Raw genomic sequence first — 25,099 nt, 5'->3', positions numbered from 1 at the left:
GGAAAACGGGTTGGCGGCGGATGCCGACGACCGTAGGACGCGGCGGCCGTGGAGGTCAAGCGTCCGGCGGACTACAGCCGAACAAGGCGGGCAGCCTGTGGTCGAGGAAGGTGTGCATGCTGATCACCGCGCCGTCGCGGATCCCGATGACCTCGACGCCGGCCGGTGCCCACGTGCCGCCCGGCCCGTTGGCGCGGAACACCGCGAAGGCGGGCAGGCCGTTGGCCATGGTCGGGAGCAGCCGCTGCGTGCTGCAGCCGGTGGTGTCGCCCGCCGCGCAGCGCGGGCACAGGCAGCCGCCCTTCTCCAGGAAACGCAGGATGTCGTCGCGTCCCTCCAGCCACAGCGGCAGCGGCGGCATGGAGAACTTGGCGTCGTCGTGCAGCAGGCTGACCAGCTGGGACATGTCGTACCGCTCGAACGCGGCGACGTAGCGGTCCAGCAGCTCGCGTTGCTCGGCGTCGCCGGGGTGCAGCGGCTCGCCGTCGGTGGTGTCCCGCTTCGCCAGGGTGGCCCTGGCTCGCTGCAGGGTGCTGTTCACCGACGTGACGGTGGTGTCCAGCAGCTCGGCGACCTCGGCCGCCCGCCAGGCCAGCACGTCGCGCAGGATCAGCACCGCCCGCTGCTGCGGCGGCAGGTGCTGGAGGGCCGCGACGAACGCGAGCCGGATGCTCTCCCTGGCCACCACGGTCGCCGCCGGGTCGCCCGCGGGCAGGACCAGGTGGTCGGGAACCGGTTCGAGCCACTGGCCCGGCTGCGCGTCCGGCAGCACCGCGTCGCCACTCGCCGCGGGGCCGGTGTCCATCGGCATGGCCCTGCGCTGCCCGGACTTGAGCATGTCCAGGCAGATGTTGGTGGCGATGCGGTACAGCCAGGCACGCAGCGACGAGCGGCCCTCGAAGCCGTCGAAACCGCGCCAGGCACGCACCAGCGTCTCCTGGGTGGCGTCCTCGGCCTCGAAGCCGGAGCCCAGCATCCGGTAGCAGTAGCCGGTCAGCTCGACCCGGTACTGCTCCAAGCGGCTGTCCAGGCCCTGGGCCACCTGTGTCATGCGTCCCAGGCTAGCCGGTGGGGCCGACACTTTCAGCTACGCGCGTCTGGGCCGAAAGCGGGAACCTGCGGTTTGGCCGAAGAAAGTCGGTTCCGGCGAGCGGGGACGGTCTGGTGTAGTCGGTGGGCTCCGCCGCATTTCCACTGTGGACTTCACGGACTTCGGGAAGGGACCCGTCATGAGATTTCGTGAACGTTGCAGCCTGCTCGGAATAATCGCGGCCGCCGCCGCGGTCGGACTCGGCACGGCCGCGCCCGCACAGGCCGCGCCCGCCGGCGACGTCCAGCCCTACATCGTCGGCGGCACCAGGGCGGCGCAGGGCGAGTTCCCGTGGATGGTGCGGCTGTCGATGGGCTGTGGTGGCGCGATGTACACGCCGCAGATCGTGCTGACCGCCGCCCACTGTGTGAGCCGCACCGGCCCGAACACCGGCATCACCGCGACGGTGGGGACGGTCGACCTGAACTCGGGCGGGACGCGGGTGCGGTCGACCTACGTGCACCGGTCGCCGACGTACAACACCAGCACCGGCGGCGACTGGGCGCTGGTCAAGCTGGCCAGTCCGGTGTCCGGTGTGCCGACGCTGCCGATCGCCACCACGACGGCGTACAACAGCGGCACGTTCGACATCGCGGGCTGGGGTGCGGCCCGTGAGGGTGGGGCGCAGCAGCGTTACCTGCTCAAGGCGAAGGTCCCGTTCGTCGACGACGCCACCTGCGCCTCGCCCGGTGGCATCTACAACGACCTGATCCCGAGGGCCGAGCTGTGTGCCGGGAACATGGCCAGCGGCGGGGTCGACACCTGCCAGGGCGACTCCGGCGGCCCGATGTTCCGCCGCGACGGCAGCGGCAACTGGATCCAGGTGGGCATCACGAGCTGGGGCCGCGGTTGCGCCCGGCCCAACGCGCCCGGCGTCTACACCGAGGTGAGCACGTTCGCCTCGGCCATCGCCGACGCCGCCCGCCGCATCTGACCCCCCGCCGCGCCTGCCCGGTGACACCGCCCGGGCCGGCGCGGCGGGCTTCACTCGCCGGACGCGGTGTCGGCGGTCGCCAGCCCGGCCTTCCGGCACGCGCGGAGCAGAGACCGGTCGCCACTGGCGACAACCAGGTCGTCGGCGGCCACCTGCAGTGCCGACGCGCAGTGCACTGCGTCATACCCACGCAGACCACAGTCGACGGCGAGCCCGGCCGCACGGCGGGCCAGTTCGTCGTCAACGGCCACGACGGCGAACTCGTCCCAGAGAGACTCCAGGAGCCCGGCCGCCTCCCGGCGCTGGACGTCGTCGAGCCGACCCATGCGCTGTGCCTGCGCCAGCGCCGCCGTCGTCTCCACGTAGGTCAGGATCGAGGTGACGACGTCGTCGGAGTCGTCCCACAACTGGGCACACAGGGAGCTACCCGGTTCGTCGACCAGCAACGGCACGACGGCGGACGTGTCGAAGTAGACGATCACCTGCGCTGGTCGCCCACGAGGTCGCTGACCATGCCGCCCCCGGTCACGGGTGTGGGCGCCGAACGCCGTCCGGTCCGGGCCGGACGCACTCGCCCGGCCGCGATGAGTCGCTCCAGCGCCGTCGGCTCCCCCGCCGGGACGATGCGTGCGATCACCGTCCCGTGATCGGTCACCGTGACCGTGTGACCACGGCGCACCTGGGCCAGATGCTTGCTCAGCCCGTCCTTGAGCGCACGGATGCCGACTTCCATGACACCTCCCGATGTGGCCACAATCAGTCTACCATTTGTGGCCTCACGCTTGCGATACAGCACCCGTTGCTCGCAAGCATCACACGGCGGGCGTCACTCCGGACGGTCAAAGCACGTGAAGGCCACCATCACCACGTCGCACGTAATGAAGGTGGCCTTCACGTGCTTGAACCGCGAGGGGTCAGCCTCGTTCGATGAGGTGGCCGACCACGTCGGGACCGGGGTGGGCGGCTCCGGAGCCGTCGCGGCGCGGGTCGGGCTCGGGCAGTTCCACGGCGTTGCCGCTGTCCGACGAACCCGCCGGGCGCGGGCCGACCCAGCCGACGGTGAGCCGGGTCTCGCCCTTGAGGAACCGCTGCGCCCGCACACCGCCCGTGCCCCGGCCCTTGGCCGGGTACTCGGCCAGCGGCGTCACCTTCACGCTCTGCCCGGTCGCCGTGACCACCATCGGCTCGCCGTGCTCGGCGTCGTCGGTGCGCACCGCGCCGAAGAACACCACGTCGGTGCCGGAGGGCAGGTTGATCCCCGCCATGCCGCCGCCCTTGAGCCCCTGCGGCCGCACCAGCGACGCCGGGTACCGCAGCAGCGACGCCGCCGACGACAGGAACGTCAGCGTCTCCTCGCCGTCGGTCAGCCAGGTCGCGCCGACCACCTCGTCGCCGTCCTTGAGGCTGATCACGTCGAACTCGTCGGAGCGCACCGGCCACTCCGGGGCACACACCTTGACCACGCCGGCCCGGGTGCCCAGCGCGAGCCCCGGCGAACCGGCCGCCTGCTCGCCCAGCGGGGCCAGGCCGACGACCCGCTCCCCCTTGTCGAGGTCGATCAGTTCCCTGGCCGCCATCCCGCCCCGCAGCGACACCGTGCCGACCTGCTCGGGCAGCACCGGCAGCGGCAGCACGTCGGTCTTGACCGCGCGGCCCCGGTTGGTGACCAGCAGCACCTGCCCGCGTGCGGTGGAGTGCACCATCGCGGCGACCGCGTCGTGTTTGACCCGGCCGCTGCGGCGCCTGCCCTCGGGCACCTCCTCGGACTCCGCGCCCGTGCGGGCCACCAGCCCGGTGGCCGACAGGATGACCTGGCACGGGTCGTCGGCGACCTCCAGCGGGCCCGCCGGCTTCGACGCCGCCAGCACCTCCTTGAGGTCACCGTCGATCAGCGTCGTGCGCCGCTCGACCGGGAAGTCCTTGGCCACCTTGGCCAGCTCGGTGGAGACGACCTTGCGCAGCACCGACTCGTCGTCGAGGATCTTCGACAGCTCGGCGATCTCGGCGCGCAGCTTCTCCTGCTCGTCCTCCAGCTCCAGCCGGTCGTACTTGGTCAGCCGCCGCAGCGGAGTGTCCAAAATGTACGTCGCCTGGATGTCGGACAGCTTGAACTGCGTCATCAGGCCGTCCTTGGCGGCCTGCGCGTTCTCGCTGCCGCGGATCAGCTTGATCACCTTGTCGATGTTGAGCAGCGCCTTGAGCAGGCCCTCGACCAGGTGCAGCCGTTCCTCCCGCTTGCGCCGCCGGTAGCGGGTCCGCCTGGTCACCACCTCGTAGCGGTGGGCCAGGAACACCTCCAGCAGTTCCTTCAGCCCGAGCGTGCGCGGCTGCCCGTCGACCAGCACCAGGTTGTTGATGCCGAACGACTGCTCCAGCGGCGTGAGCCGGTACAGGTCGGCCAGCAGCGCCTGCGGGTTGACGCCGACCTTGCACTCGATGACCAGCCGGGTGCCGTTCTCCCGGTCGGTGAGGTCCTTGACGTCGGCGATGCCGGTGAGCCGCTTGGACCGGGTGACCTCGTCGGTGATCTTCTCGATGATCTTCTCCGGCCCGACGCCGTAGGGCAGCTCGGTGACGGTGATCGCCTGCCGCCCGCGGCTGCCCTCCAGCGGCCCGGTCTCCACCTTGGCCCGCATCCGCACGACGCCACGGCCGGTCTCGTAGGCGCGGCGCACCTCGTCCAGGCCGAGCAGCGCGCCGCCGGTGGGCAGGTCCGGCCCCGGCACGAACTCCATCAGCTTGTCCAGCGTGGCGTTCGGGTGATTGATCAGCCAGCGCGCGGCGGCGATCACCTCGCCCAGGTTGTGCGGGATCATGTTGGTGGCCATGCCGACCGCGATCCCCGACGTGCCGTTGACCAGCAGGTTCGGAAACGCCGCAGGCAGCACCGCCGGTTCGGTCAGCGAACCGTCGTAGTTGGCCCGGAAGTCGACGGTGTCCTCGCCGAGTTCACCGACCAGCAGCATGGCCTCCCGCGACAGCCGGGCCTCGGTGTACCGGCTGGCGGCCGGGCCGTCGTCGGGCGAGCCGAAGTTGCCGTGCCCGTCCACGAGCGGGACGTTCATCGAGAAGTCCTGCGCGAGCCGGACCATCGCGTCGTAGATGGCGACGTCGCCGTGCGGGTGGTACTTGCCCATCACGTCGCCGACCACGCGGGACGACTTCACGTAGGCGTGGGTGGGCCGGTACCCGTTCTCGTTCATCGAGTACATGATCCGGCGGTGCACCGGCTTCAGCCCGTCCCGCGCGTCGGGCAGCGCCCGGGAGTGGATGACCGAGTACGCGTACTCCAGGTAGGAGTCCTCGATCTCGGCCTTCACCGGGTTGTCGAAGACGTGCGCGCCGGCCTGGTCGAAAGCCGACGGGTCGACCTTGGTCGTGGTGCCCTTGCGGCGAGCCATGTGTCGCTGTCTCCTAGATGTCGATCGCGTCCTGGTCCACGCGCGCGGCCGATTCGACCAGCCAGTTGCGGCGCGGCTCCACCTTCTCCCCCATCAGCAGCTCGAGCGCGGCCTCGGCCGCCTCGGCGTCGTCGAGGGTGATCCGGCGGACCGAGCGGGTCGCCGGGTTCATCGTGGTCTCCCACAGCTCGTCGGCGTCCATCTCGCCGAGGCCCTTGAACCGCGGCACCGGCGTGACGACCTGCTTGCCCGCCTTCTCCAGCGCGGCGACGGTGGTCTCCATCTCCCGCTGGGTGAACGTGAACCGGGTCTCCGAGTTACGGCCCTTGGTGATGATCTTGTGCAACGGCGGCATGGCGGCGAACAGCCTGCCGTCCTCGATCACCGGCCGCATGTAACGGGCGAACAGGGTGATCAGCAGGGTGCGGATGTGCGAGCCGTCGACGTCGGCGTCGGCCATCAGGATGACCCGGCCGTACCGCATGGTGGACAGGTCGAACGTGCGGCCGCTGCCCGCGCCGAGCACCTGCACGATGGAGGCGATCTCGGCGTTCTTCAGCGTGTCGCCGAGGCTGGCCTTCTGCACGTTGAGAATCTTGCCCCGCAACGGAAGCAGCGCCTGGTACTCCGACACCCGCGCCATCCGCGCCGACCCCAGCGCGCTGTCGCCCTCCACCAGGAACAACTCGCTGCGCGAGACGCCGGTGGTGCGGCAGTCGACCAGCTTGGGCGGCATGGCCGCGCCCTCCAGCGCGGTCTTGCGCCGGGCCGCGTCCTTCTGCTGCTTCTGGGCCAGCCGCACGCGTGCCGCGTCGACGACCTTCCGCAGCACGGTCTTGGCCTCGGTCTTGGTCTTGCGGTGCTCGGTCCACTCCTTGACCTGCCGCTCGACGATGCCCTGGATGACCTTGGTGATGCCGGCGGTGGACAGCTCGTCCTTGGTCTGCGACGTGAACTGCGGCTCGGGAATGCGCACGTGGACCACGGCGGTCATGCCCTCGAGCACGTCCTCCAGGGTCGGCGGGTCCTCCTTGGGCTTGAGCAGGCCGCGGGTGCGCCCGATCGCCTCCTGCACGGCCTTGAGCACGGCGCGGTCGAACCCGCGGCGGTGCGTGCCACCGTGCACGTTGCGGATGGTGTTGGTGAAGCACTCGATCGTGCGCTCGTAGCCGGTTCCCCAGCGCAGCGCGACCTCCACCTCGGCGCGACGCTCCACTTTGGACCGCATGACGCCGTTCTCGTCGGCGGCGTTCTCGCGGTAGACGCCCTCGCCGGTGATGAGCAGCGTGCCCGACACCGGCTTCTCCCCGGACGGCGCCAGGAACTCGACCATGTCCGACAACCCGTTGGGGTAGTGGAAGGTCTCCTCCTCGATGTTGCCGCGGGTGGCGTCGCGCAGCACGTAGGTGACGCCGGGCACGAGGAACGCGGTGTTGCGCAGCTTCGCCCGCACCGTCTCGGTGTCCAGTGCCGCGCCCGCCTCGAAGTAGCGGGCGTCGTGCCAGTACCGGATCGAGGTGCCGGTGGACTCGCCGCGCTTCATCTTGCCGGTCACCCGCAGGCCGGGTTCCGGCGTGAACCGCGCCTTGGCACCGGGTCCGTCGAACACGCCGGGAACGCCGTGGGCGAACGACATCTGGTGGACCTTGCGGTCCAGCTTGACGGTGACGTCGAACCGGTGCGACAGCGCGTTCACCGCCGAGGCGCCGACACCGTGCAGGCCACCCGACGCCTTGTAGCCCGAGCCGCCGAACTTGCCGCCGGCGTGCAGCCGGGTCAGTACCAGCTCGACACCGGACAGGCCCGACTTGGCGTGGACGCCGGTCGGGATGCCGCGGCCGTCGTCGTCGACCTGGACGCTGCCGTCGGCGTGCAGGGTGACCACGACCCGGGTGGCGTGACCCGCGACACCCTCGTCGGTCGAGTTGTCGACGATCTCGCTGAAGAGGTGGTTGATCCCCCTGCTGTCGGTGGACCCGATGTACATGCCCGGCCGCTTGCGGACGGCCTCGAGCCCTTCCAGGTGGGTCAGGTCGTCGGCCCCGTACAGCGACGAGGCGGGCTCGGCCGAGGCAGTCACAGCAGCTTCTCCCAGGTCACGCATGCAACGGAGGCATCAGAGGCCGGATCTACCGGCATCGCACAACTGGAGAGGGTAGCGCGCCCGGCCGACAGCCCTCGCACGGATGTTCGGGTGTGTCGCGTCGCACGTGTGCCGTCAGCGGCAGAGAACGTCGGTGGCGGGGCGGGTGCCGGTCAGCAGGTAGCGGGTGACCGCGGCGTCGCCGCAGGCGTTGCCCGAGGAGCGGTAGCTGCCGTGCCCGCCCGCGTCGACCGAGACCAGCACGGCGCGCCGCCCGAGTGCCTCGCGCATCCTCAGCGCGCCGGCGTAGGGCGTGGCCTGGTCCCGCAGGTTCTGCACCAGCAGCACGTTCGACGGCCCCCGGTCGGTGATCCGGATCGGCTGGTGCGGCGGGTACGGCCAGAACGCGCACGGCGTGATGTTGGCAGGCATCCCCGCGGTCAGCGGGTACCGGGCGCGGTTGTCCGCGACGCCGCGCCGGTAGTCCTCGACCGGGCGGGGCCACGCGACGTCGTTGCAGATCGTGGCCGTCGCCACGGCGGCCAGGTTCTGCAGCGCCGCGGCCGGCGGCGGCTGTGGCGGCGCGGGCAGCGGCCCGCCGGAGGCGACCCGGACGAGCTGGCCCAGCCGGGGCAGGCCCGCGTCGGTGTTGAGCCCGCGCAAGGCCTCGCGCAACGTGTTGCCGGTGACCCATTCGCGCGGCGAACGGTCCAGTCGCGCGGCCGCGGACAGGAACAGCTCGCGGGCCGCGGCGGCGTCCGGCGCCATTCCCTGCGCGACGGCCCACCTGGCGAAGTCGGCGAACCGGTCCTCAGCGCCGACTGCGGTGTTGGCCAGCCAGCCGCGGGCCAGCCGGTCCGGGTCGGGATCGCCGAGGCTGTCCAGCACCACCCGGTCGGTCCGGCCCGGATAGCGGGTGGCGTAGGCGGCGCCGACGTAGGCGCCGTAGGAGATGCCCCAGTAGGAGATCCGCCGCTCCCCCAGCGCGGCGCGGATGCGGTCGAGGTCGTCGACCTCGGTCCGCGAGCTGATGCTGCGCACCAGGTCGCCGCCGTTGCCCGCACACGCCGCGGCGACCCGCCGTGCGGTGGCGACGTTGGCGGAGATGCCGCCGTCGGGAGCGGGCCACGGGTTGAGGCCACCGAGGTCGGCCAGCGACAGCTCGCAGCTCGCGAGCGTGCTGCCGCCCAGCCCGCGCGGGTCGAAGCTCACCACGTCGTAGACGTCGCGGACCTCCGGCGGCAGGTTCAGCGTGACCGGCCGGGCCACGCCGGTGTTGCCGGGCCCGCTGGGAATCAGCACCAGCGTGCCGCGCCGGTCGGCGGGCCGTCCCGCGGGCAGCCGGGACACCCGCAGCGACACCTGCGCGCCGTGCGGCCGGGCGTGGTCCAGCGGGACGGCGACCGACGTGCACTGAAGCGGCGCGGGGTCGCACGGTTCCCACACCGCCGCCGCATTCGCGGGTACGGCCGAACACAGGGACGCCGCGGTGGCCAGCACCGCGGCGAGGACTGGGATTCGCATGATGCCAGCCTGTCGTCGTTGCCCGGGCCGGCCCATGCGGCCTGCCCGAGCAACGACGGTGTGGTTGTCCCTACCCGTGTACCGACAGGTGGTACTGCGCGGCGATCTCGGCCTGGCTCGCGGCGCGGTCGAGGAACATCAGGTCGTCGTAACGGCAGTTGCAGGCGTTGCCCTCGCGGGTGTTCTGCGGGTAACTGCCGCCGATCTTGAAGCCCCTCGGGTTGGTCGGCGACGTGTAGTGCGGCCCCGGGGCCGACTTGACCTGCCACGGATCACCCGGCACGACGTAGAAACCGGGCACCGGCTGGCCGTTGCGGTACAACGCCATCGTGCCCTTGTCGAAGTCGAACGTGGCGGCGAGGAACACCCACTCGTTCTCCGGCAGCAGGGTACGCCAGTCGGCGTTCGCCGCGAACGTCTGCGACGCCCCGCCGTCCAGCCGCCTGCCCAGCGCAACCACCCGCAGCTGACCGTCCACTTCGATCAGTTCGAGCAGTGCGCGCACCGCGTGCCCGTTGGAGTCGCCGGAAAGCACACCGGCCAGCCCGACGGCGCCGTAGCGGTCGTCCGGATCGGCCGAACCGGAGTTGCGGGCCGGGTTGTCCGGGCCGAGCCGGAACCAGCCCATCACGGTCGTCTCGCGGACTCCGTTGAACGCGCCCAGTGTCGGTGTTCCCCCGGCGTCGTAGACACCGGCCTTCCAGTCGTCGTTGCCCGCCCGGTCCGGGTTGACCTGCCTGGTCTCCAGTGCCTGTCCGCCCCTCGGGTACGCCGCGCCGGGCACCCGCATCGCGGCACCGCCGTTGACCAGGTTCAGCTGCGTACCCGACCGGCCGAGGTCGCGTTCGCGGGCACGGTCGGCGGCGGGATGCGCGAAGTCGTAGTGCGCCACCAGGTCCGGCTCCAGGCTCGGGGTGACGGCCGAGGCCGCCGGGTCGACCGGCCGGACGCCGGTGACCCGCCAGATCTTGCCGTTGGCCTTCGACAGCACGTAAAGCTCGCCGGAGCTGTCGGTGCCGAACCGCAGGTCCACCCGGGCGTCCCCGGCCAGTTCCGGCATGCTGGTGCGTTTGCCGGACGAGTCGAAGATGGACACCTGGTGCAGCGGCGCCAGCCGTTTCGCGCCGCGGACCATCTGGCCGGACTCGGTGTAGAACACCCTGCCGTCCACCAGGTCCGCGAACAGGTACTTTCCTTGTAGCTCGGGCACCTTCGACCCGCGGTAGACGAACCCGCCCGCGATGGCGCGCCCGACGTCGCCCCGGCACTGCCAGGACGGCGGCGGATCGTGGTCGTAGGCCGCGACCGGGTAGGCGAAGCGGTTCTTGGCGTCGTCGGCGGGCAGCGACCACAGGTAGCAGCGGTCGGAACGCTTGTAGACGAACGCGCCCTCCCGCTGGCTCCAGCCGGAGTTGTCGCCCTCGCGCACGTCGTAGACGGCCTCGATGGCGTGCTCGCCGATGTGCCCGAGGTAGAGCCGCTGCCTGCCGCCGGTGTCCCAGCTGAACCGGTGCGGGTCGCGGTAGCCGTAGGAGAAGATTTCCCCGAGCACTCCCGGCCTGCCGTGGAACGGGTTGACCCGCGGCACGCCGTACTGCCCGCTCGCGCCGTCGGTCCCGGCCGGGTCGATGCGCAGCATCTTGCCCTGCGGGACCGCGAGGTTCTGCGGATCGGTGCTGCTCACCCCGCGTCCGCCGTCGCCGACGGCGAGGTAGAGCAGGCCGTAGTCCTCGTCGCCGGGGCGGGCGTTGGGGTTGAAGTCGATCTGCTGGATGGCGTGGGTGAACCCGGAGAACCCGATCCGCAGCATCTCGCGGTGGGTGCCCCGGAAGGTCGGTGCGGCCGGGTCGGCCGCGGTCCACTCGGTGACCACGCTGTGGATCACGGTGCCGGGTTGCGTCGGCAGGTGCGGCGGTTTCTCGGTCAGCGCCCGGCCGGTCTCGGTGTGGGTGGTGTAGAACTTGCCGTTGCGGGCGAACTCCGGATGGAACGTCACGAAACCGAACCCGCTGCCCAGGCCGCGGGTGGCCCAGAAGTCGGGCTCGAACGTGCCGCCGACGTCGAGATACGTCGTCGGCACCCCGTCACGCAGCAGGTAGAGCTTGCCGTTGAGGTCGGGAACGTAGAGCCGGCCCGAGCCGTCGGGCACCTCGCCGACGTAGTTGATCCGGGCCCAGCGCTGCAGGCGCTTGTCGTCGGGCGGTGGATCGGGCGCGGACCTGGGCATGGTGACCAGCTCGTCCAGCACCAGCCCGAAGCCGGCCGGGATGGCCTTCTCCGGGATCGGGTCGGGGAGCTGGACGTCCGGCGGCGGGGTGGCCGCGGCCCCTGCCGTGGCTGGGGCGACCACCACACCGGCGATCACCACCGCGGCGAGAGCGGCCCGCGAGCACCGTCTGCGTATCGACAACCTTGCTCACCACCTTGTGAGCGGGTGCGGTGGCAGGCACATCCACCACACCGGCGGACAGGACACGGCGGAAAGCGCTTTCTTGTAAGCGCTTTCCAGAGGTTACCCATCCGGCGTTTCGCGGGCAAGGCCCGTGTCCGGGTCAGGCCGGGCCCCCGCAGCCGTCAAAGCACGTGAAGGCCACCTTCACCACGTCTCACGTAATGAAGGTGGCCTTCACGTGCTTGGGGACGGTCAGGCGGGCAGCAGCGTGATCCGCTGCGCGGCGTTGCGTTCCACCTCGGCCCGGGAGTACACCAGCGGGAAGTACTGCCCGGTCCGCCACTTCTCGGCCAGCGCACGGTAGCCGGGGCTACGCGGGTCGCCCGACTGGCCGGGCGCGTTCACGACCCGGGAGGCGTCCCAGTTGCCCACGTCGAGCACCATCCGGAACGTCGCCCCGCCGACCTGCCGGTAGCTGTCGGTCAGGTAGTACGACAGGTCGACCGTGTGCCAGGACCCGCCCTTGGGGAACGGGCCGACGTTGAACGTCGGTTCCGAGCCGGACATCGGGTGCCAGAACAACGTGTGCTGCAGCGTGCCCCACTTCCACTTCGCGGGGTCGGCGCCGAGCTGCTGCTTCGTCGCGGCGAACGCCTCGCCGAGCGAGTCCAGCAGCAACTGGTCGCGGACCCTGGCGCCGTCCGGGCCGAACCACTTGACCGGGTTCTCCATGGCGTCGAGCAGCACCTGGTGGTCGGGGATGGGCAGCCACTCCAGGATCTCCTTCGGCGCCGCCGCGTACAGGAAGTAGCGGCCGAGCGGCCCGGTGAACCAGTTCTCGAACAGCGCCGCCTGGCCGGATTCCGGCCCCTCCACGTGGTTCCAGCCCTTCAGCACCTTCAGCGCGGCCGCCGTGTCGGGGTTGTCCGACGTCAGCGGTGCCAGCAGGGCCAGCAGGCGGCGGGCGGGGATGGACAGCTGGTCGTTCTGCAGCGCCGTGGGGTCGGCGACCGACGACTTGGGCTTGCTCCGCAGGACCTCGCTGATGCGCTGGTGCCGGGTCGGGTCGGCCCACTCGTGGCTGAGCTTGCGGTACAGCGGGTGATCGGCCGGGATGTTGAACTGGTTCGCGGTGGCGAGGAACCGGCCGGTTCCCTTACGCAGCCACAGATCCATCTGGAACAGCCGGTCCCGCGCCGCGTTGAACCCCTGCGCGAGGAACGCGTCGTTGGTGGTCAGCGCGTAGATGTGCGGCACGCCCCACTTGTCGACAACCAGCTGCACCGGCCGCTCCAGGCCCGCCACCCGGTGGACCGTCCGTGGTGTCTCCGGTGCCGCCGCGGCGGGCGCGGTGGCGAGTGCGAGCAACGAACTCAGGACGAGCAGGACCGCAACAGGCGCATTGGTTACCCCCAGATCGCAGGACCCCTTTTCTAGCAACCCGATCGGGTGACCTCCAAGGGTTCGCGACCACGGATTGTCCCGACAGTTTTTCTTGTCAGCGCGCGGGCAGCAGGATGATCCGCTGGGCCGCGTTGCGTTCCACCTCGGCCCGGGAGTACAGCAGCGGGAAGTACTGCCCGGTCCGCCACTTCTCGGCCAGCGCACGGTAGCCGGGGCTACGCGGGTCACCCGACTGGCCGGGCGCGTTGATCGCCAGCGAGGCGTCCCAGTTGCCCACGTCGAGCACCATGCGGAAGCTCGCCCCGGCGAACTGCCGGTAGCCGAAGGGCGGGTAGGGCAGGTAGTGCGAGATGTCGACGGTGTACCAGGAGCCGCCCCTGGGCAACGGGCCGACCCGCAACGCCGGATCCTGCCCCGCCAGCGGATGCCAGAACATCGTGTGCTGCAGTTCGCCCCACCGCCACGTCGCGGGATCGGCACCGAGCCGCTCCCTGGTCGCGCGGAACGCCTCGGCCAGCGAGCCGAGCAGCACGCCGTCCCGGATGCGGACGCCATCCGGCCCGAACCACGCCAGCGGGTTCTCCATCGCGTCCAGCAGCACCTGATGATCGGGCACCGGCACCAGCGGCAGGAGCTCCTTCGGTGCCGCCGCCCGGAGGAAGTGGTGGCCGAGCGGGCCGCTGAACCAGTTCTCGAACAACGCCGCCGGCCCGGACTCCGGGCCGGTCACGGCGTTCCAGCCGTTCAGTACAGCCAGCGCGGCGGCGGTGTCGGGATCGTCCGACGACAGCGGCGCCAGCAACGCCAGCAGGCGGCGGGCGGGGATGGACAGCTGGTCGTTCTGCAGCGCCGCCGAGTCGGCGACCGACGACTTCGGCCTGCTCCGCAGGACCTCGCTGATGCGCTGGTGCCGCGACGGATTGGACCACTCGTAGCTCAGTCCCCGGTGGTGGGGATGGTCCGGCGGGATGTTGAAGTCGTTTGCGGTGGCGAAGAACCCCTCGCGCGGGTCGACCGTGCGGGGCAGCTCGCGCTTGCTCACGAAGCCGTCCCATTCGTAGCGGCCGTCACCGGGGACGGGGTACAGCCCGTCGTAGCCCTTCCGCCGCGGCGCGAGCCCCGCCACCGCCCACGCGGTCGTCCCGCTGGTGTCGGCGTAGACGTGGTTGACCGTGGGGATGTTCCAGTTGTCCAGCGCCCGGTGGAACTGGCCGAAGTTCTTGGCCCGCAGGTAGCTCAGGCTGCCGTAGTACGGCGACCCGCCCGGCTCCAGCCACGCGGCGCGGACGGCGTACGCGCGGCCGGCGCCGGCCTTGATCACCGGACCGTGCCGGGTGAACCGCAGCGTCACCGGCCTGCTCGTCCCACCCGCGACCGGAACCTGCTCGGTGACCGTGCGGATGTCCTCCCAGCCGTCGCCGTAGCGGTAGCGGTCCGGGTCGGCCGGGTCGAGTTCGTAGACGTAGAGGTCCTCCTGGTCGACCTCGGACACGGTCAGCCCGAACGACGCGGTCCCGTTGTGCCCGATGGAAATGCCCGGCGCGAACGGTTCCCCCGCCCCGATGACGTCGAACTCCGGGCCGGACACGTGCGCCAGGTAACGCACCGACGGCGCGAACATGCCGCGGTGCGGGTCGTCGGCCAGGATCGGCCGCCCGGTGGTGGTCCGGCTCGGCGAGACGACCCAGTTGTTGCTGCCCTGCGGCGCCATCGCGCTGCCGGAGGGACCGCCCAGTACGTACGGCGGCGAGGTGGCCAACTCGAACACGGTGAGCAGGTCAGCCGGCAGCGAACAGGGATCCAGGCCCGCCGGGACGGCCGGCTGGTGTGCGGGTTGCAGGTGGACCCGGAACCGGTCGGCCGCCGGGCCGGCGGCGCAGGTGGTCCGGGACCGGGTCACCTCGTTGTGGAGGTTACGGCTCAGGCCGTGGGTACGGATCCGCACGACGTCCTCGGGCGTCCAGCGGGCCGGCCGGTAGTTCAGCTTCTGGAACTCGACCGGCAGCGCGCCCGGGTTCTGCTGGAGCCAGTCGAGGTAGGCGTTGACGCCCGTGGCGAACCGGGTCGCGGCCGCCCTGCCCTCCGGGCCGTAGGCGGCCCACTCCCGCTCCATGTCGCCGCGGTAGAGGAACAGCCGCGACGCCCGGTCCTGCTCGACGTAGCTCTCGCCGAACACCTCGGCGAGACGGCCGGTTCCCTTACGCAGCCACAGATCCAGCTGGAACAGCCGGTCCCGCGCCGCGTTGAACCCCTGCGCCAGGAACGCGTCGCCGGTGGTCAGCGCGTAGATGTGCGGCACGCCCCAGGTGTCGACCACCAGCCGCACCGGCCGCTCCAGGCCGGCCACCCGGTGGACCGTGGGCGACGCGGCCGAGGCGGGCGCGGTGGCGACCGCGGTCAGGGAACTCAGGACGAGCAGGAGCGTGACGAGCCGGCGCATGAGCACCCCCAGGTCGGAGAGCTCGTTTCTAGCAACCGTTTTGCCCGTTGTGCGAGGTCTCACTTCGGTGGACAGCACCGACAATTTTTTCTTTCTTGACAACTCATGTTTTCGGTGCGAAGGTTGTCGCATGTTCGACGTGACGGTGATCGAAGACGCGGCGGCCGCCGAGGTGTCCCTGGACCCGGTACGCGCCCGCCTGCTGGCCGAACTGGCCGAACCCGGCTCGGCCGCCATGCTGGCGTCGCGGGTGGATCTGCCCCGGCAGAAGGTCAACTACCACCTGCGCGCGCTGGAGCGGCACGGCCTCGTCGAACTCGTGGAGGAACGCCGCAAGGGCAACGTGACCGAACGGATCCTGCGGGCCACCGCGGGTTCCTACGTCATCTCCCCCAGCGCGCTCGGCCCGGTGCAGCCGGACCCCGACCGCGCGCCGGACCGGCTGTCCGCCCGGTGGTTGCTGGCCGTCGCGGCACGCATGGTCCGCGAGGTCGGCGCGCTGGTCACCGGCGCCACCAGGGCGGGCAAGCGGGTCTCCACCTTCGCCGTCGACGGCGAGGTCCGGTTCGCCTCAGCGGCCGACCGGTCCGCGTTCGCCGACGAGCTGGCCACCACCGTCACCCGGCTGATTTCCCAGTACCACGACGAGAACGCCGGGGGCGGGCGACCGCACCGCGTCGTGCTCGCCATCCACCCCATCACCCCGAAAGCAGACTGACCACATGGGACACAAGTTCGAGAACACCGACGAGTTCACCGTCGACGCCACGCCCGAGCAGGTGTGGGACGCCATCGCCACCGGGCCGGGCATCACGTCCTGGTTCATGGGCCGCAACGAGGTCTCCCCCGGGCCCGGCGGCAGCGTCAGCACCCTGTTCGGCCAGTACGCCCCGGTGCAGCCGATCACCGCGTGGGAGCCGGGAAAGCGGCTGGCCTACGGTGAGCAGCCCGACGAGGACGGCCGGTTCATCGCCTACGAGTTCCTCGTCGAGGGCCGCGACTCCGGCAGCACCGTCGTCCGGATGGTCACCTCCGGCTTCCTGCCCGGCGACGACTGGGCCGACGAGTTCGACATGATGTCCAAGGGCGGCGCGATGTTCTTCGCCACGCTGGCCACCTACCTGCGGCACTACGCGGGCCGCCGGGCCGCGGCGTTCACCGCGTTCGGCCCGCCGGCGCCCGACTGGGCCGCCACCCGCGACCGGCTGGCCACGGCACTCGGCCTGCCCGGCTGGCCCTCGGCGGGCGACGCGGTGCGCTTCGACGCCCCGGAAGGCCCGGTGGAGGGCACGGTCTACGCCGTCAACGACGACACCCTGGGCATCCGCACCCCGGACGCGATGTACCGGTTCATGAAGAGCTTCGGGCCGTCGATCCTGGCGATGCACCTGTTCTACACCGACGACCACGCCGGCGAGCCCGCCTGGCAGCAGTGGCTCACCACCCACCTGTCCTGAAGGAGACGCCCCGATGAAGACCACCACGTCCGCCGACGGCACGACGATCGCCTACGAGGTCACCGGCAGCGGCCCGCCGCTGGTCCTGGTGGACGGCGCGCTCTGCTACCGCGAGCAGGGCCCGGCCCGGGCACTGGCCAGGGAACTGGCCGGCCGGTTCACCGTCTACGCCTACGACAGACGCGGCCGCGGCGACAGCGGCACCGGCGAACTGACCGTGGAGCGTGAGGTCGAGGACCTGGAGGCCGTGGTCAAGGAAGCGGGTGGCGCGGTGTCGCTGTTCGGCTGTTCCTCCGGCGCGGTCCTGGCGCTGGAGGCCGCCGACCGCGGGGTGGCCGCCGACCGGCTGGCCCTGTACGAGGCGCCGTTCATCGTCGACGGCACCCACCCGCCCATGCCGGCCGGCTTCGTCGCCCGCGTCCGGTCCGAAGTGGACGCGGGCCGCGGCGGCGAGGCGGTGAAGATGTTCATGCGTTACGTCGGCGCGCCCGGCTTCTTCGTCGCGCTCATGCGGTTGTTCCCGGTGTGGCGCAAGCTCACCGCCGTCGCCCCGACACTGCTCGCCGACCTGGCGATGATCGAGCCGCACCAGAAGGGCGAGCCGCTGCCCGCGGGCCGGTGGAGCTCGGTCACCATGCCGGTGCTGGTGGCCGACGGCGGGAAGAGCCCGGAGTACATGCGCAACGCGCAGCGCGCCATCGCGGCCGTCCTGCCCGACGCGACGCATCGGACGGTGCCCGGCCAGACCCACATGGTGAAGGCGCCGGTACTGGCGCCGGTGGTCGCCGAGTTCCTGACGGCTTGATCTGTCGGTGGGGTGGCCTAGGCTCGGTCCATGACGACGAGCACGGTCGGCGAGGAGTTCCTGACCAGGGCGGATCCGTTCCGCGGTGAGCTGCTCGCGCACTGTTACCGGATGCTCGGATCGGTGCACGACGCCGAGGATCTGGTGCAGGAGACCTACGTGCGGGCGTGGCGGTCGTACGAGGCATTCGAGGGCCGGTCGTCACTGCGGACGTGGCTCTACCGCATTGCCACCAACGTGTGCCTGACCGCGCTGGAGAGCCGGGGCCGCCGCCCGCTGCCCTCCGGGCTGGGCGGCCCGTCCGAGCCGGGAATGCCGCTGGTCGAACAGCACGACGTCCCGTGGCTGGAGCCCGTACCGGACGCGCTGGTCGGCGACGCGGCCGACCCGGCCGCCGTGGTCACCGCGCGGGAGAGCGTCCGGCTGGCGCTGGTGGTGGCCTTGCAGCAGCTGCCGCCGAGGCAGCGGGCGGTGCTGATCCTGCGGGACGTGCTGGCCTGGCGGGCTGCCGAGGTCGCCGAGTTGCTGGAGACCACCGTCGCGTCGGTGAACAGCGCGCTGCAGCGGGCCAGGGGGCGGCTGGCCGAGCTGTCGGCCGCCGAGGACGGTGTGTCCGAACCGGACAGTCCGGAGCAGCGGGAGCTGCTGGACCGCTACGTCACGGCGATGGAGCGCAAGGACGTCGGCCGGATGGTCGCGTTGTTCACCGCCGACGCCGTCTGGGAGATGCCGCCGTTCACCGCCTGGTACTCCGGTCCGGAGCGGATCACCCGGCACCTGGAGGTCCAGTGCCCCGCCGGGCCGGACGACCAGCGGCTGCTGCCGGTCCGGGCCAACGGCCAGCCCGGGTTCGCGCTCTACCTGCGTGCGGCCGACGGTGTGTTCCGGCCGTTCACCCTGCAGGTGCTGACGGTCCGTGACGGCGTGATCGCCCGCGTGGTCAACTTCTTCGACCTGCGCCTGTTCAGCACGTTCGGCGTGCCCGACGCGCTGCCGCCCGGCACCCCCGCGCACGCCCCAAGCACGTGAAGGCCACCTCACCACCATCCGGACCACGGGCTACCCGCCCACGTGTCCGCGGCAAGCATGCCGTGAAGGGGGCACTCACGGCATCAGACGCCGTGAAGGCCCCCTTCACGGCATCGAGGAAGCCCGGCTAGGCACGCTTCGCGCGGCTGGGGGCGACGCGGGGCGGCTCGCCGGGCATCTTCGGGTACACCGGCGGCCAGGGGGCGTCCATCAGGCCGTCGGCCAGGTCCCGCTCCGACCACGCCAGCAGCGGGGCCAGCGACTGCGGCCGGTCCGCGTAGCCCGCCCACGGGTCACCGCGCTCGGCCAGCCGCGCCGGGACGGTCGACAGCGTCAGGTCGTCGGGCACGACGTCGGCCAGCTCGTCCCAGCCGATCGGCGTCGACACCTGCCCGCCCACCCTCGGCCGCACGCACCACGCGCCGAACACGGTCTTGTGCGGAGCGTTCTGGTTGAAGTCGACGAACACCCGCTCCCCGCGCTCCTCCTTCCACCACTTGGCCGTGATCAGGTCCGGATGCCTGCGCTCCAGCTCGCGCGCCAGCGCGACGGCCGCCGCCCGCACCTGGTAGCCGTCGGCGGGGACCACCGCGACGTAGACGTGCAGCCCGCGTGAGCCCGACGTCTTCAGGTGCGCCTCGATCCCGACCTCGGCCAGCAGCTGCCGGGTCAGCCCGGCGGCCTCGCGCACCTCGGCGAACCCGACGCCGGGCGACGGGTCGAGGTCGATCCGCAGCTCGTCGGTGACCTCGGGGCCGTGGTCGCGGAACGGCCACACGTGAAACCCCAGGCAACCGAGGTTGACCGCCCACAGCACGTGGGCGAGGTCGGCCGCGACCAGCGCGTCGCTGGTGGTGCCGTTGGGCGTGGCGACGACGCGGGTGGTCAGCCAGTCCGGGATGTCCTTCGGCACCCGCTTCTGGAACCACGACTTGCCGCCCGCCCCGCCCGGGTAACGCTCCAGCAGCAGCGGCCGGTCGCGCAGTGTGCCCAGCAGCGGCCCGGCGACGGCCTGGTAGTAGCGGACCAGGTCCAGCTTGGTCTCGCCGTTGCGGGGGAAATACACCTTGTCCGGATTGGACACCGTGACCTCGACGCCGTCGACGTCGAGTACCAGCTTCCCGGTCACCTGGCCTCCTCGGCGAGCAGCCCGGCCAGTTCGGCCGGGGCGACCTGTTCCAGCTGGGCGTAGGTACACGACTCCGGCGTACGGTCCGGGCGGAACCGCACCAGCCGCCCGCCGTGCCGGAACCGCCCGCCCTGGACGTGCTCGTAGCGCACCTCGGCGACCCACTCCGGCCGCACCGGCTCCCACTGCAGGCCCTTCTTCGGGTTCCACCGGCTCTGCCCGCCGGGCACCAGGCCCTCGTGCTCGGCGTGCGCGTCGGCCCAGGCCCGCCACGGATGCCCCTCCAGCGCGTTCTCCCGCAGCGGTGCCAGCTCGGTGACCAGCTCCCGCCGCCGCGCGGCGGTGAAGCTGCTGGCCACGCCGACGTGGTTGAGCGTGCCCGCGTCGTCGTACAACCCCAGCAGCAGCGACCCGATCCCGTTGCCGTCCACGTGCCAGCGGAACCCGGCCACCACGCAGTCGGCGGTCCGCCGGTGCTTGACCTTCCACATGGTCCGGCGGTCCTGCTCGTACGGCGCGTCACCGGGCTTGGCCATCACGCCGTCGAACCCGGCGCCCTCGAACCGGGTGAACCAGTCCTGCGCGCGGTCCGGGTCGCTGGTCATCGGTGTCAGGTGCAGCCGCGACGGCCGGTCGGCGCGGCCGGCGGCGACGGCCTGCTCCAGCAGCTCGCGCCGGGTGTCGAACGGCTCCCCGGTCAGGTCCCGGTCGCCGAGTGCGAGCAGGTCGAACGCCACGAAGCTGGCCGGTGTCTGCTCGGCCAGCAGCCGTACCCGCGACGCCGCGGGGTGCAGCCGCAGCTGCAGGGTCTCGAAGTCCAGCCCCTCGTCGGTGACCAGGATGACCTCGCCGTCCACGACGCAGCGTGGCGGCAGCGTCTCCCGCAGCAACTCGACCAGTTCGGGAAAGTACCGGGTGAGCGGCCGGTCGTGCCGGGAGCCGAGGACGACCTCGTCGCCGTCGCGGAACACGACGCAGCGGAAGCCGTCCCACTTCGGCTCGTAGCGCAGCCCGTCCGCCCGGGGCAGCTCGTGCACGGCCTTGGCCAGCATCGGCTTGACCGGCGGCATCAGTGGTAGATCCACGGCCAGATCCTAGCCCGGAAACGGGCTGTAGATTTCGTCCAGAATGTCCACCTAGGCTCCCCGCCGGGTACGGCAGGAGTTGCGGTGACGGGTTCGACGGTGGGCGTTCATGTCGCCCGGCTGGTGCACGAGCAGGTGCTGCTGGCCGGGATCGACAGGGCCGAGGTCGACCGGCTGCCCGGCATCGCCCCGTCCGCGCTGTCCGACGAGCTGGTCCGGGTGCCCACCGGCAGTGTCGCCCGGATGTGGGAACTGCTGGCCTGGGCCGCACCCGAGGCGGGAACCGGCCTGCGGATCGCGGACGAGGCGAGCCTCGGCGCGCTGGGAATCTGGGACTACCTGGCCGTCCACAGCCGCACCGTCGGCGAGGTGCTGCGCAACGCCCTGCGGCACCGCACCGTGGTCGCCGACCCGGACACGAACGTCGCGTACACCGTCAACGACGACGAGTCGGTCACCGTGCGCTGGCGCGGCGCCATCGAGTGGACCGACGCCGCCGCGCTCAACCACGAGTTCGTCCTCGGCCGCCTGCTCGGCTCGGCCCGGCACGCCGCCGCGGCGCCGCTGGTCCCGCTGCGGGTGAGCTTCACCCACCGGGCGCCGGAACACCACCGCAGGCTCACCGGGGAATGGAACGCCGCGGAACTGGAGTTCGACGCCCCGGACTGCTCCATCACGCTGTCGGCCGCCGACGCGGCGCTGGCCACACCGGGTGCCGACCTGCGGCTCGGCGAACTGCTGCGCGGCAGCATGGCCGTGATCGTGGCGAGCGCGCCGAGCACGGTGCTGCCGTGGCTGGACCGGTTCCGCGGCAGGCTCGCCGAGACGCCCGCCGTGTCACTGGACGCGATGGCCACGGCGATGGCGATGAGCGGGCGCACCCTGCAACGGCGCCTGGCCGAGGCGGGCACCAGCTGGCGCGAGGAGGCCGACCGGGTGCGCTACGAGCACGCGTTGCGACTGCTGCGTCACGACGAGCTGACGGTGCAGTCGGTCGCCACCCGGGTCGGCTTCACCGACGCCAGGGCACTGCGCAAGGCGTTCCGGCGCTGGGGCGGCACGGCTCCCGCCGCGGTGCGCGCGACCTTGGCGCGTGTGGACCGCACCGTGTCGCGTGTGGACCTCGGCGACGGCCGGCGCGCCTCATAACGTCGTCCCGTCCCTGTCTCTACGAGAAAAAGGCACGACATGACGAGCACAGTTCCCGAATCCGTGACCATCACGGTCAGCCGGACCTTCGACGCGGCAGCCGCCGACCTGTTCCGGCTGTGGACCGACCCGGCCAAGTTCGCCGGCTGGTTCGGCTCGGTACCCGAGCGCACGACGGTCGACGCCAAGGTCGGCGGCGACTGGAACGCGGTCATGATCTACGAAGGCAACGAGATGGTCTTCGGCGGCAGATTCCAGGAGATCGACGAGCCCAGCCGGCTGGTGCTGACCTTCGGCGACGACCCGTCGTCCGAGGGCTCGCCGCTGACCGTCGAGCTGGCCGAGGCCGCCGGGAAGACGACGCTGACCGTCACCCAGGTCGGCCCGCTGCCGGAGGATCAGATCGAGCCGGCCACCGAGGGCTGGAACCACTTCCTGGAGGCCATGGAGTCGCAGGTCTAGCACCGTGCCGGGTGCCCGCCGTGGGCGGGCACCCGGCGACGGCTCACCCCCTCGGCATCGGTGCGCCGGTCTCCAGCAGGGTCTTGATATCGCTGAGGATGCGAGCCCAGCCGCCGCCCGCGCCCTCGCTCTCCATCGCACCACTGACCACCTTCGCCAGCTCCGGAGCGCCGTCCAGCTCGTGGGTGACGGTCAGTTTCACCACACCGTCTCCCGCGGGCTCGACCTCGTAGGTGAGCTTGGTGAAGCCCTCGGCGGCGAGATCGTCGTCCATGAGCATGCGCCAGGTCTGCACGAGTCTGCGCGGTGGATCGACCTCGAGGATCTCCCCGTCCGCACAGACGTCCGGCGCGCCGTGCTCCTTCAGTTCCTGGCTGGCCAGCCCGCGGAACGCACCCCCGGGCCGCAGGTCGTAGTCGAGGGTTCCCTTGAGGTCGGCCAGTGCCGACACCTGTCGTTCGGTGTACTTGTCGATCCACCGGTCGTGGACCAGCCGGATGGGTACGGCGTTGAGGTAGTGCAACTTCTCCCGCCCGGAACGCCGGGCGATGACGAGTCCGGCGTCCTCGAGCACCTTGAGGTGCTTCATCACGCCGAACCGTGTCATCTCCAGCTCCGACTCCAGCTCCGTGAGGGTGCGCCCCTCGCGGGCGAAGAGCAGGTCGAGCAGGAAGCGCCGGCTCGGGTCGGCCAGCGCCTTGAACACCCGGTCGTCGCTCACCAGGCCAACATAGGTGACCAAAAGGTCACATGTCAACCCTGCCTCACCGTGCTAACTTCAGTAACCGTTACTTCAGGTAACACTTAAAGGAGGCGGCGATGCCCAGCGACGAACTGCGCGGCCCCGACGAGGTGGCGCTGCACGCCCGCGACGTCCGGTTCGACTGGTCGGAACTGCCCATGCACTGGGTGCCCGGCGAGCCGTTCGCCACCCACCTGATCAACGTCCTGCACCTGCTGCTACCTGAGGGCGAGGAGTGGTTCGTCCGTGTGTTCGGCCAGGCCGTGCCGCTGATCAAGGACGACAAGCTGCGCGAGGACGTGCTGGGGTTCATCGGCCAGGAGGCCATGCACGCCAAGTCCCACCAGGGCGTGCTCGACCACTTCGACGCACACGGCCTGGACACCCGGCCCTACGTGCGGCAGCTGGAGCACCTGTTCGGCAGGGTGCTCGGCGACCGCGACGAACCCGACGAGCGGCGCCGGGAGGAGTGGCTGGTGGAGCGGGTCGCGCTGGTGGCCGGCGTCGAGCACATCACCGCGTTCCTCGGCCAGTGGATCCTCGACGCGAAGGCGCTGGACGCCGCCGGTGCCGACCCGACGATGCTGGACCTGCTGCGCTGGCACGGTTCGGAGGAGGTCGAGCACCGCTCGGTGGCGTTCGACCTCTACCAGCACCTCGACGGCCGTTACCTGCGCCGCATCCGGCTGTTCGCCGTCGCCGCGCCGTTCTTCCTGTGGCTGTGGATCCGGGGCGTCAAGTACCTGATGGCCAGCGACCCGTCGCTGCGCGGGGCGAAGCCGCGCTGGCGGGACCTGCGGCGCAGTGCCCGCCGTGGTCTCGTGCCCGGCTTCTGGCAGGTGCTGCGGCTGCTCGCGCCCTACTTCCGCCGCGGCTACCACCCCTCGCACCACGGGTCGACCGAGCAGGCGGTGGCCTACCTGGCCAGCTCGCCCGCCGCGCGGGCCGCCGAGCAGTGACCACGCCGTTCCTGCGCACCCTGGAACGTGCCGCGGCGCTGTTCGAACTGCTGTCACGGCTGGACCGGGGCCGCCCGCCGGTGACGCCGGTGGACCGGACGCTGCGGCTCGTGGTGCGACGCGCCGACGTCGTCGCGGCCGACGTGCTGGCGCTGACGCTGGCCGCGGCCGACGGCACCGCGCTGCCGCCGTGGCATCCGGGCTGTCACCTCGATCTGGTGCTGGCCTCGGGCCGGGTGCGGCAGTACTCGCTGTGCGGCGATCCCGCCGACCGGTGGCGGTACCGGATCGCCGTACGCCGCGTCCCCGGCGGTGCCGGTGGCTCGGCCGAGGTGCACGAGACGCTGCGGGCGGGGTCCCGGGTCGACGCACGCGGGCCACGCAACGCCTTCCCGTTCATCCCGGCACCGGCGTACCTGTTCGTCGCGGGCGGCATCGGCATCACCCCGATCCTGCCGATGGTGCGGGCCGCGGCCCGGGCGGGCGTGGACTGGCGCCTTGTCTACTGTGGACGGTCCAGGGAGTCGATGCCGTTCCTGGACGAGCTGGACGGCGACCGGGTGTGGGTGCGCCCGGACACCGAGTACGGCATCCCGGCGTCCGGAGCCGAACTGCTGGAGCGGGCGCCACGGGGCGCGCGGGTGTACTGCTGCGGGCCGCCGCCGATGGTCACCGGGGTCCGCCTGGACCTGCCCGCCCACGTGGCCGGGCTGCACTCCGAACGGTTCTCCGCTCCCCCGGTGGTCGGCGGCAGGCCGTTCGACCTGCGGCTGGCCCGCAGCGGCCGGACACTGCGGGTGCCGGCCGACCGCACCGTGCTGGACGTGGTGCGTGAGGCCGAGCCGGGGGTGGCCTACTCGTGCAGGCAGGGCTTCTGCGGCACCTGCCGTACCGGGGTGCTGGCGGGCGAGGTCGAGCACCGGGACCGGTCGCTGACCCCGGCCGAACGCGCGGGCGAGATGGCGATCTGCGTCTCCCGCGCCGCGGGCGGCACCCTGACGCTGGACCTGTAGC

Annotated in this window: 20 protein-coding genes and 2 pseudogenes; 9 read left to right on the top strand and 13 right to left on the bottom strand. The window is 71.6% G+C overall.

Annotated features, from left to right (window positions below; translation table 11 throughout):
• Positions 1 to 55: 55 nt before the first annotated feature.
• Entirely contained in the window at positions 56 to 1,051 is a 996-nt protein-coding gene (locus EWH70_RS28360) for a sigma-70 family RNA polymerase sigma factor (protein ID WP_130478592.1), read from the bottom strand.
• A gap of 178 nt (positions 1,052 to 1,229) precedes the next feature.
• On the opposite strand from EWH70_RS28360, the gene EWH70_RS28355 reads away from it, so the two are divergent.
• Entirely contained in the window at positions 1,230 to 2,024 is a 795-nt protein-coding gene (locus EWH70_RS28355) for a S1 family peptidase (RefSeq protein ID WP_130478591.1), read from the top strand.
• 50 nt (positions 2,025 to 2,074) lie between these two features.
• On the opposite strand, the gene EWH70_RS28350 is transcribed toward EWH70_RS28355, so the two are convergent.
• The 8 genes from EWH70_RS28350 to EWH70_RS28315 form a co-directional block, all read right to left on the bottom strand.
• On the bottom strand, positions 2,075 to 2,506 hold the full coding sequence (locus tag EWH70_RS28350) for a type II toxin-antitoxin system VapC family toxin (protein ID WP_130478590.1): 432 nt from the start codon (positions 2,504 to 2,506) through the stop codon (positions 2,075 to 2,077).
• Complete coding sequence (locus EWH70_RS28345; protein ID WP_130478589.1) at positions 2,503 to 2,757, bottom strand: type II toxin-antitoxin system Phd/YefM family antitoxin; 255 nt, start codon at positions 2,755 to 2,757, stop codon at positions 2,503 to 2,505. The genes EWH70_RS28350 and EWH70_RS28345 overlap by 4 nt, the downstream gene beginning before the upstream one ends.
• A 181-nt stretch (positions 2,758 to 2,938) precedes the next feature.
• Positions 2,939 to 5,425, bottom strand: coding sequence for a DNA gyrase/topoisomerase IV subunit A (locus EWH70_RS28340; protein ID WP_130478588.1), 2,487 nt, complete (start codon positions 5,423 to 5,425; stop codon positions 2,939 to 2,941).
• 13 nt (positions 5,426 to 5,438) lie between these two features.
• Complete coding sequence (locus EWH70_RS28335) at positions 5,439 to 7,529, bottom strand: DNA gyrase/topoisomerase IV subunit B (protein WP_130478587.1); 2,091 nt, start codon at positions 7,527 to 7,529, stop codon at positions 5,439 to 5,441.
• Positions 7,530 to 7,643: 114 nt separating this feature from the next.
• Positions 7,644 to 9,032: an alpha/beta hydrolase gene (locus EWH70_RS28330; RefSeq protein ID WP_130478586.1), complete on the bottom strand. Its 1,389-nt coding sequence runs from the start codon at positions 9,030 to 9,032 to the stop codon at positions 7,644 to 7,646.
• 70 nt (positions 9,033 to 9,102) lie between these two features.
• Positions 9,103 to 11,442 carry a PQQ-dependent sugar dehydrogenase gene (locus tag EWH70_RS28325; protein WP_240687278.1) on the bottom strand — a complete coding sequence of 780 codons (2,340 nt, stop codon included), beginning with the start codon at positions 11,440 to 11,442 and terminating at the stop codon, positions 9,103 to 9,105.
• A gap of 234 nt (positions 11,443 to 11,676) precedes the next feature.
• On the bottom strand, positions 11,677 to 12,792 hold the full coding sequence (locus EWH70_RS28320; protein ID WP_165436452.1) for a penicillin acylase family protein: 1,116 nt from the start codon (positions 12,790 to 12,792) through the stop codon (positions 11,677 to 11,679).
• A gap of 130 nt (positions 12,793 to 12,922) precedes the next feature.
• The gene (locus EWH70_RS28315) at positions 12,923 to 15,268 is read right to left on the bottom strand and encodes a penicillin acylase family protein (protein ID WP_130478584.1); all 2,346 of its coding nucleotides are present in this window, start codon (positions 15,266 to 15,268) and stop codon (positions 12,923 to 12,925) included.
• A gap of 130 nt (positions 15,269 to 15,398) precedes the next feature.
• On the opposite strand from EWH70_RS28315, the gene EWH70_RS28310 reads away from it, so the two are divergent.
• From EWH70_RS28310 to EWH70_RS28295, 4 genes are read left to right on the top strand one after another with little or no spacing between them, the layout of a single operon-like run.
• Complete coding sequence (locus EWH70_RS28310; RefSeq protein ID WP_205669292.1) at positions 15,399 to 15,986, top strand: ArsR/SmtB family transcription factor; 588 nt, start codon at positions 15,399 to 15,401, stop codon at positions 15,984 to 15,986.
• A 4-nt stretch (positions 15,987 to 15,990) separates the two neighbouring features.
• On the top strand, positions 15,991 to 16,725 hold the full coding sequence (locus EWH70_RS28305; protein ID WP_130478583.1) for an SRPBCC family protein: 735 nt from the start codon (positions 15,991 to 15,993) through the stop codon (positions 16,723 to 16,725).
• 13 nt (positions 16,726 to 16,738) lie between these two features.
• Positions 16,739 to 17,530 carry an alpha/beta fold hydrolase gene (locus EWH70_RS28300; protein WP_130478582.1) on the top strand — a complete coding sequence of 264 codons (792 nt, stop codon included), beginning with the start codon at positions 16,739 to 16,741 and terminating at the stop codon, positions 17,528 to 17,530.
• A gap of 30 nt (positions 17,531 to 17,560) precedes the next feature.
• The gene (locus tag EWH70_RS28295) at positions 17,561 to 18,559 is read left to right on the top strand and encodes a sigma-70 family RNA polymerase sigma factor (RefSeq protein WP_130478581.1); all 999 of its coding nucleotides are present in this window, start codon (positions 17,561 to 17,563) and stop codon (positions 18,557 to 18,559) included.
• Between the two features lie 127 nt (positions 18,560 to 18,686).
• Here EWH70_RS28295 and ligD read toward each other — a convergent pair whose 3' ends face one another.
• Together ligD and EWH70_RS28285 are read right to left on the bottom strand one after the other, a co-directional pair.
• The gene (ligD, locus tag EWH70_RS28290) at positions 18,687 to 19,688 is read right to left on the bottom strand and encodes a non-homologous end-joining DNA ligase (RefSeq protein ID WP_130478580.1); all 1,002 of its coding nucleotides are present in this window, start codon (positions 19,686 to 19,688) and stop codon (positions 18,687 to 18,689) included.
• Positions 19,685 to 20,773 (bottom strand): ATP-dependent DNA ligase, encoded by a 1,089-nt coding sequence (locus EWH70_RS28285; RefSeq protein WP_205669291.1) that lies wholly within the window; start codon positions 20,771 to 20,773, stop codon positions 19,685 to 19,687. The genes ligD and EWH70_RS28285 overlap by 4 nt, the downstream gene beginning before the upstream one ends.
• A gap of 84 nt (positions 20,774 to 20,857) precedes the next feature.
• Here EWH70_RS28285 and EWH70_RS28280 point away from each other — a divergent pair, with 84 nt between their 5' ends.
• Complete coding sequence (locus tag EWH70_RS28280) at positions 20,858 to 21,922, top strand: AraC family transcriptional regulator (protein ID WP_130478579.1); 1,065 nt, start codon at positions 20,858 to 20,860, stop codon at positions 21,920 to 21,922.
• A 39-nt stretch (positions 21,923 to 21,961) separates the two neighbouring features.
• Positions 21,962 to 22,384: an SRPBCC family protein gene (locus EWH70_RS28275; RefSeq protein WP_130478578.1), complete on the top strand. Its 423-nt coding sequence runs from the start codon at positions 21,962 to 21,964 to the stop codon at positions 22,382 to 22,384.
• A 43-nt stretch (positions 22,385 to 22,427) separates the two neighbouring features.
• Here the strand turns inward: EWH70_RS28275 and EWH70_RS36750 are convergent.
• Positions 22,428 to 22,790, bottom strand: a pseudogene (locus EWH70_RS36750) (SRPBCC domain-containing protein); the annotation flags it as partial.
• Positions 22,791 to 22,799: 9 nt separating this feature from the next.
• Positions 22,800 to 23,108 (bottom strand): annotated as a pseudogene (locus EWH70_RS36745) (ArsR/SmtB family transcription factor); the annotation flags it as partial.
• A 95-nt stretch (positions 23,109 to 23,203) separates the two neighbouring features.
• Here EWH70_RS36745 and EWH70_RS28265 point away from each other — a divergent pair.
• Both EWH70_RS28265 and EWH70_RS28260 read left to right on the top strand, forming a co-directional pair.
• Positions 23,204 to 24,085, top strand: a complete 882-nt coding sequence (locus EWH70_RS28265) for a metal-dependent hydrolase (protein ID WP_130478577.1) — start codon at positions 23,204 to 23,206, stop codon at positions 24,083 to 24,085.
• Positions 24,082 to 25,098, top strand: a complete 1,017-nt coding sequence (locus EWH70_RS28260; RefSeq protein ID WP_130478576.1) for a PDR/VanB family oxidoreductase — start codon at positions 24,082 to 24,084, stop codon at positions 25,096 to 25,098. The genes EWH70_RS28265 and EWH70_RS28260 overlap by 4 nt, the downstream gene beginning before the upstream one ends.
• The last annotated feature ends 1 nt before the right edge of the window (position 25,099 follow it).

It is taken from the genome of Amycolatopsis suaedae (assembly GCF_004214935.1).
Lineage (GTDB): Bacteria > Actinomycetota > Actinomycetes > Mycobacteriales > Pseudonocardiaceae > Amycolatopsis > Amycolatopsis suaedae.
Note: the sequence above shows the minus strand (reverse complement) of the source record. Positions and strands in the feature narration are given on the sequence as shown.

Bases quoted from the DNA above. Each gene is read 5' to 3' on its own strand.
- EWH70_RS28360 (WP_130478592.1), bottom strand. From the start codon at position 1,051: ATGACACAGGTGGCCCAGGGCCTGGACAGCCGCTTGGAGCAGTACCGG.
- EWH70_RS28355 (WP_130478591.1), top strand. From the start codon at position 1,230: ATGAGATTTCGTGAACGTTGCAGCCTGCTCGGAATAATCGCGGCCGCC.
- EWH70_RS28345 (WP_130478589.1), bottom strand. From the start codon at position 2,757: ATGGAAGTCGGCATCCGTGCGCTCAAGGACGGGCTGAGCAAGCATCTG.
- EWH70_RS28340 (WP_130478588.1), bottom strand. From the start codon at position 5,425: ATGGCTCGCCGCAAGGGCACCACGACCAAGGTCGACCCGTCGGCTTTC.
- EWH70_RS28335 (WP_130478587.1), bottom strand. From the start codon at position 7,529: ATGCGTGACCTGGGAGAAGCTGCTGTGACTGCCTCGGCCGAGCCCGCC.
- EWH70_RS28330 (WP_130478586.1), bottom strand. From the start codon at position 9,032: ATGCGAATCCCAGTCCTCGCCGCGGTGCTGGCCACCGCGGCGTCCCTG.
- EWH70_RS28315 (WP_130478584.1), bottom strand. From the start codon at position 15,268: ATGCGCCGGCTCGTCACGCTCCTGCTCGTCCTGAGTTCCCTGACCGCG.
- EWH70_RS28310 (WP_205669292.1), top strand. From the start codon at position 15,399: ATGTTCGACGTGACGGTGATCGAAGACGCGGCGGCCGCCGAGGTGTCC.
- EWH70_RS28305 (WP_130478583.1), top strand. From the start codon at position 15,991: ATGGGACACAAGTTCGAGAACACCGACGAGTTCACCGTCGACGCCACG.
- EWH70_RS28300 (WP_130478582.1), top strand. From the start codon at position 16,739: ATGAAGACCACCACGTCCGCCGACGGCACGACGATCGCCTACGAGGTC.
- EWH70_RS28295 (WP_130478581.1), top strand. From the start codon at position 17,561: ATGACGACGAGCACGGTCGGCGAGGAGTTCCTGACCAGGGCGGATCCG.
- EWH70_RS28275 (WP_130478578.1), top strand. From the start codon at position 21,962: ATGACGAGCACAGTTCCCGAATCCGTGACCATCACGGTCAGCCGGACC.
- EWH70_RS28265 (WP_130478577.1), top strand. From the start codon at position 23,204: ATGCCCAGCGACGAACTGCGCGGCCCCGACGAGGTGGCGCTGCACGCC.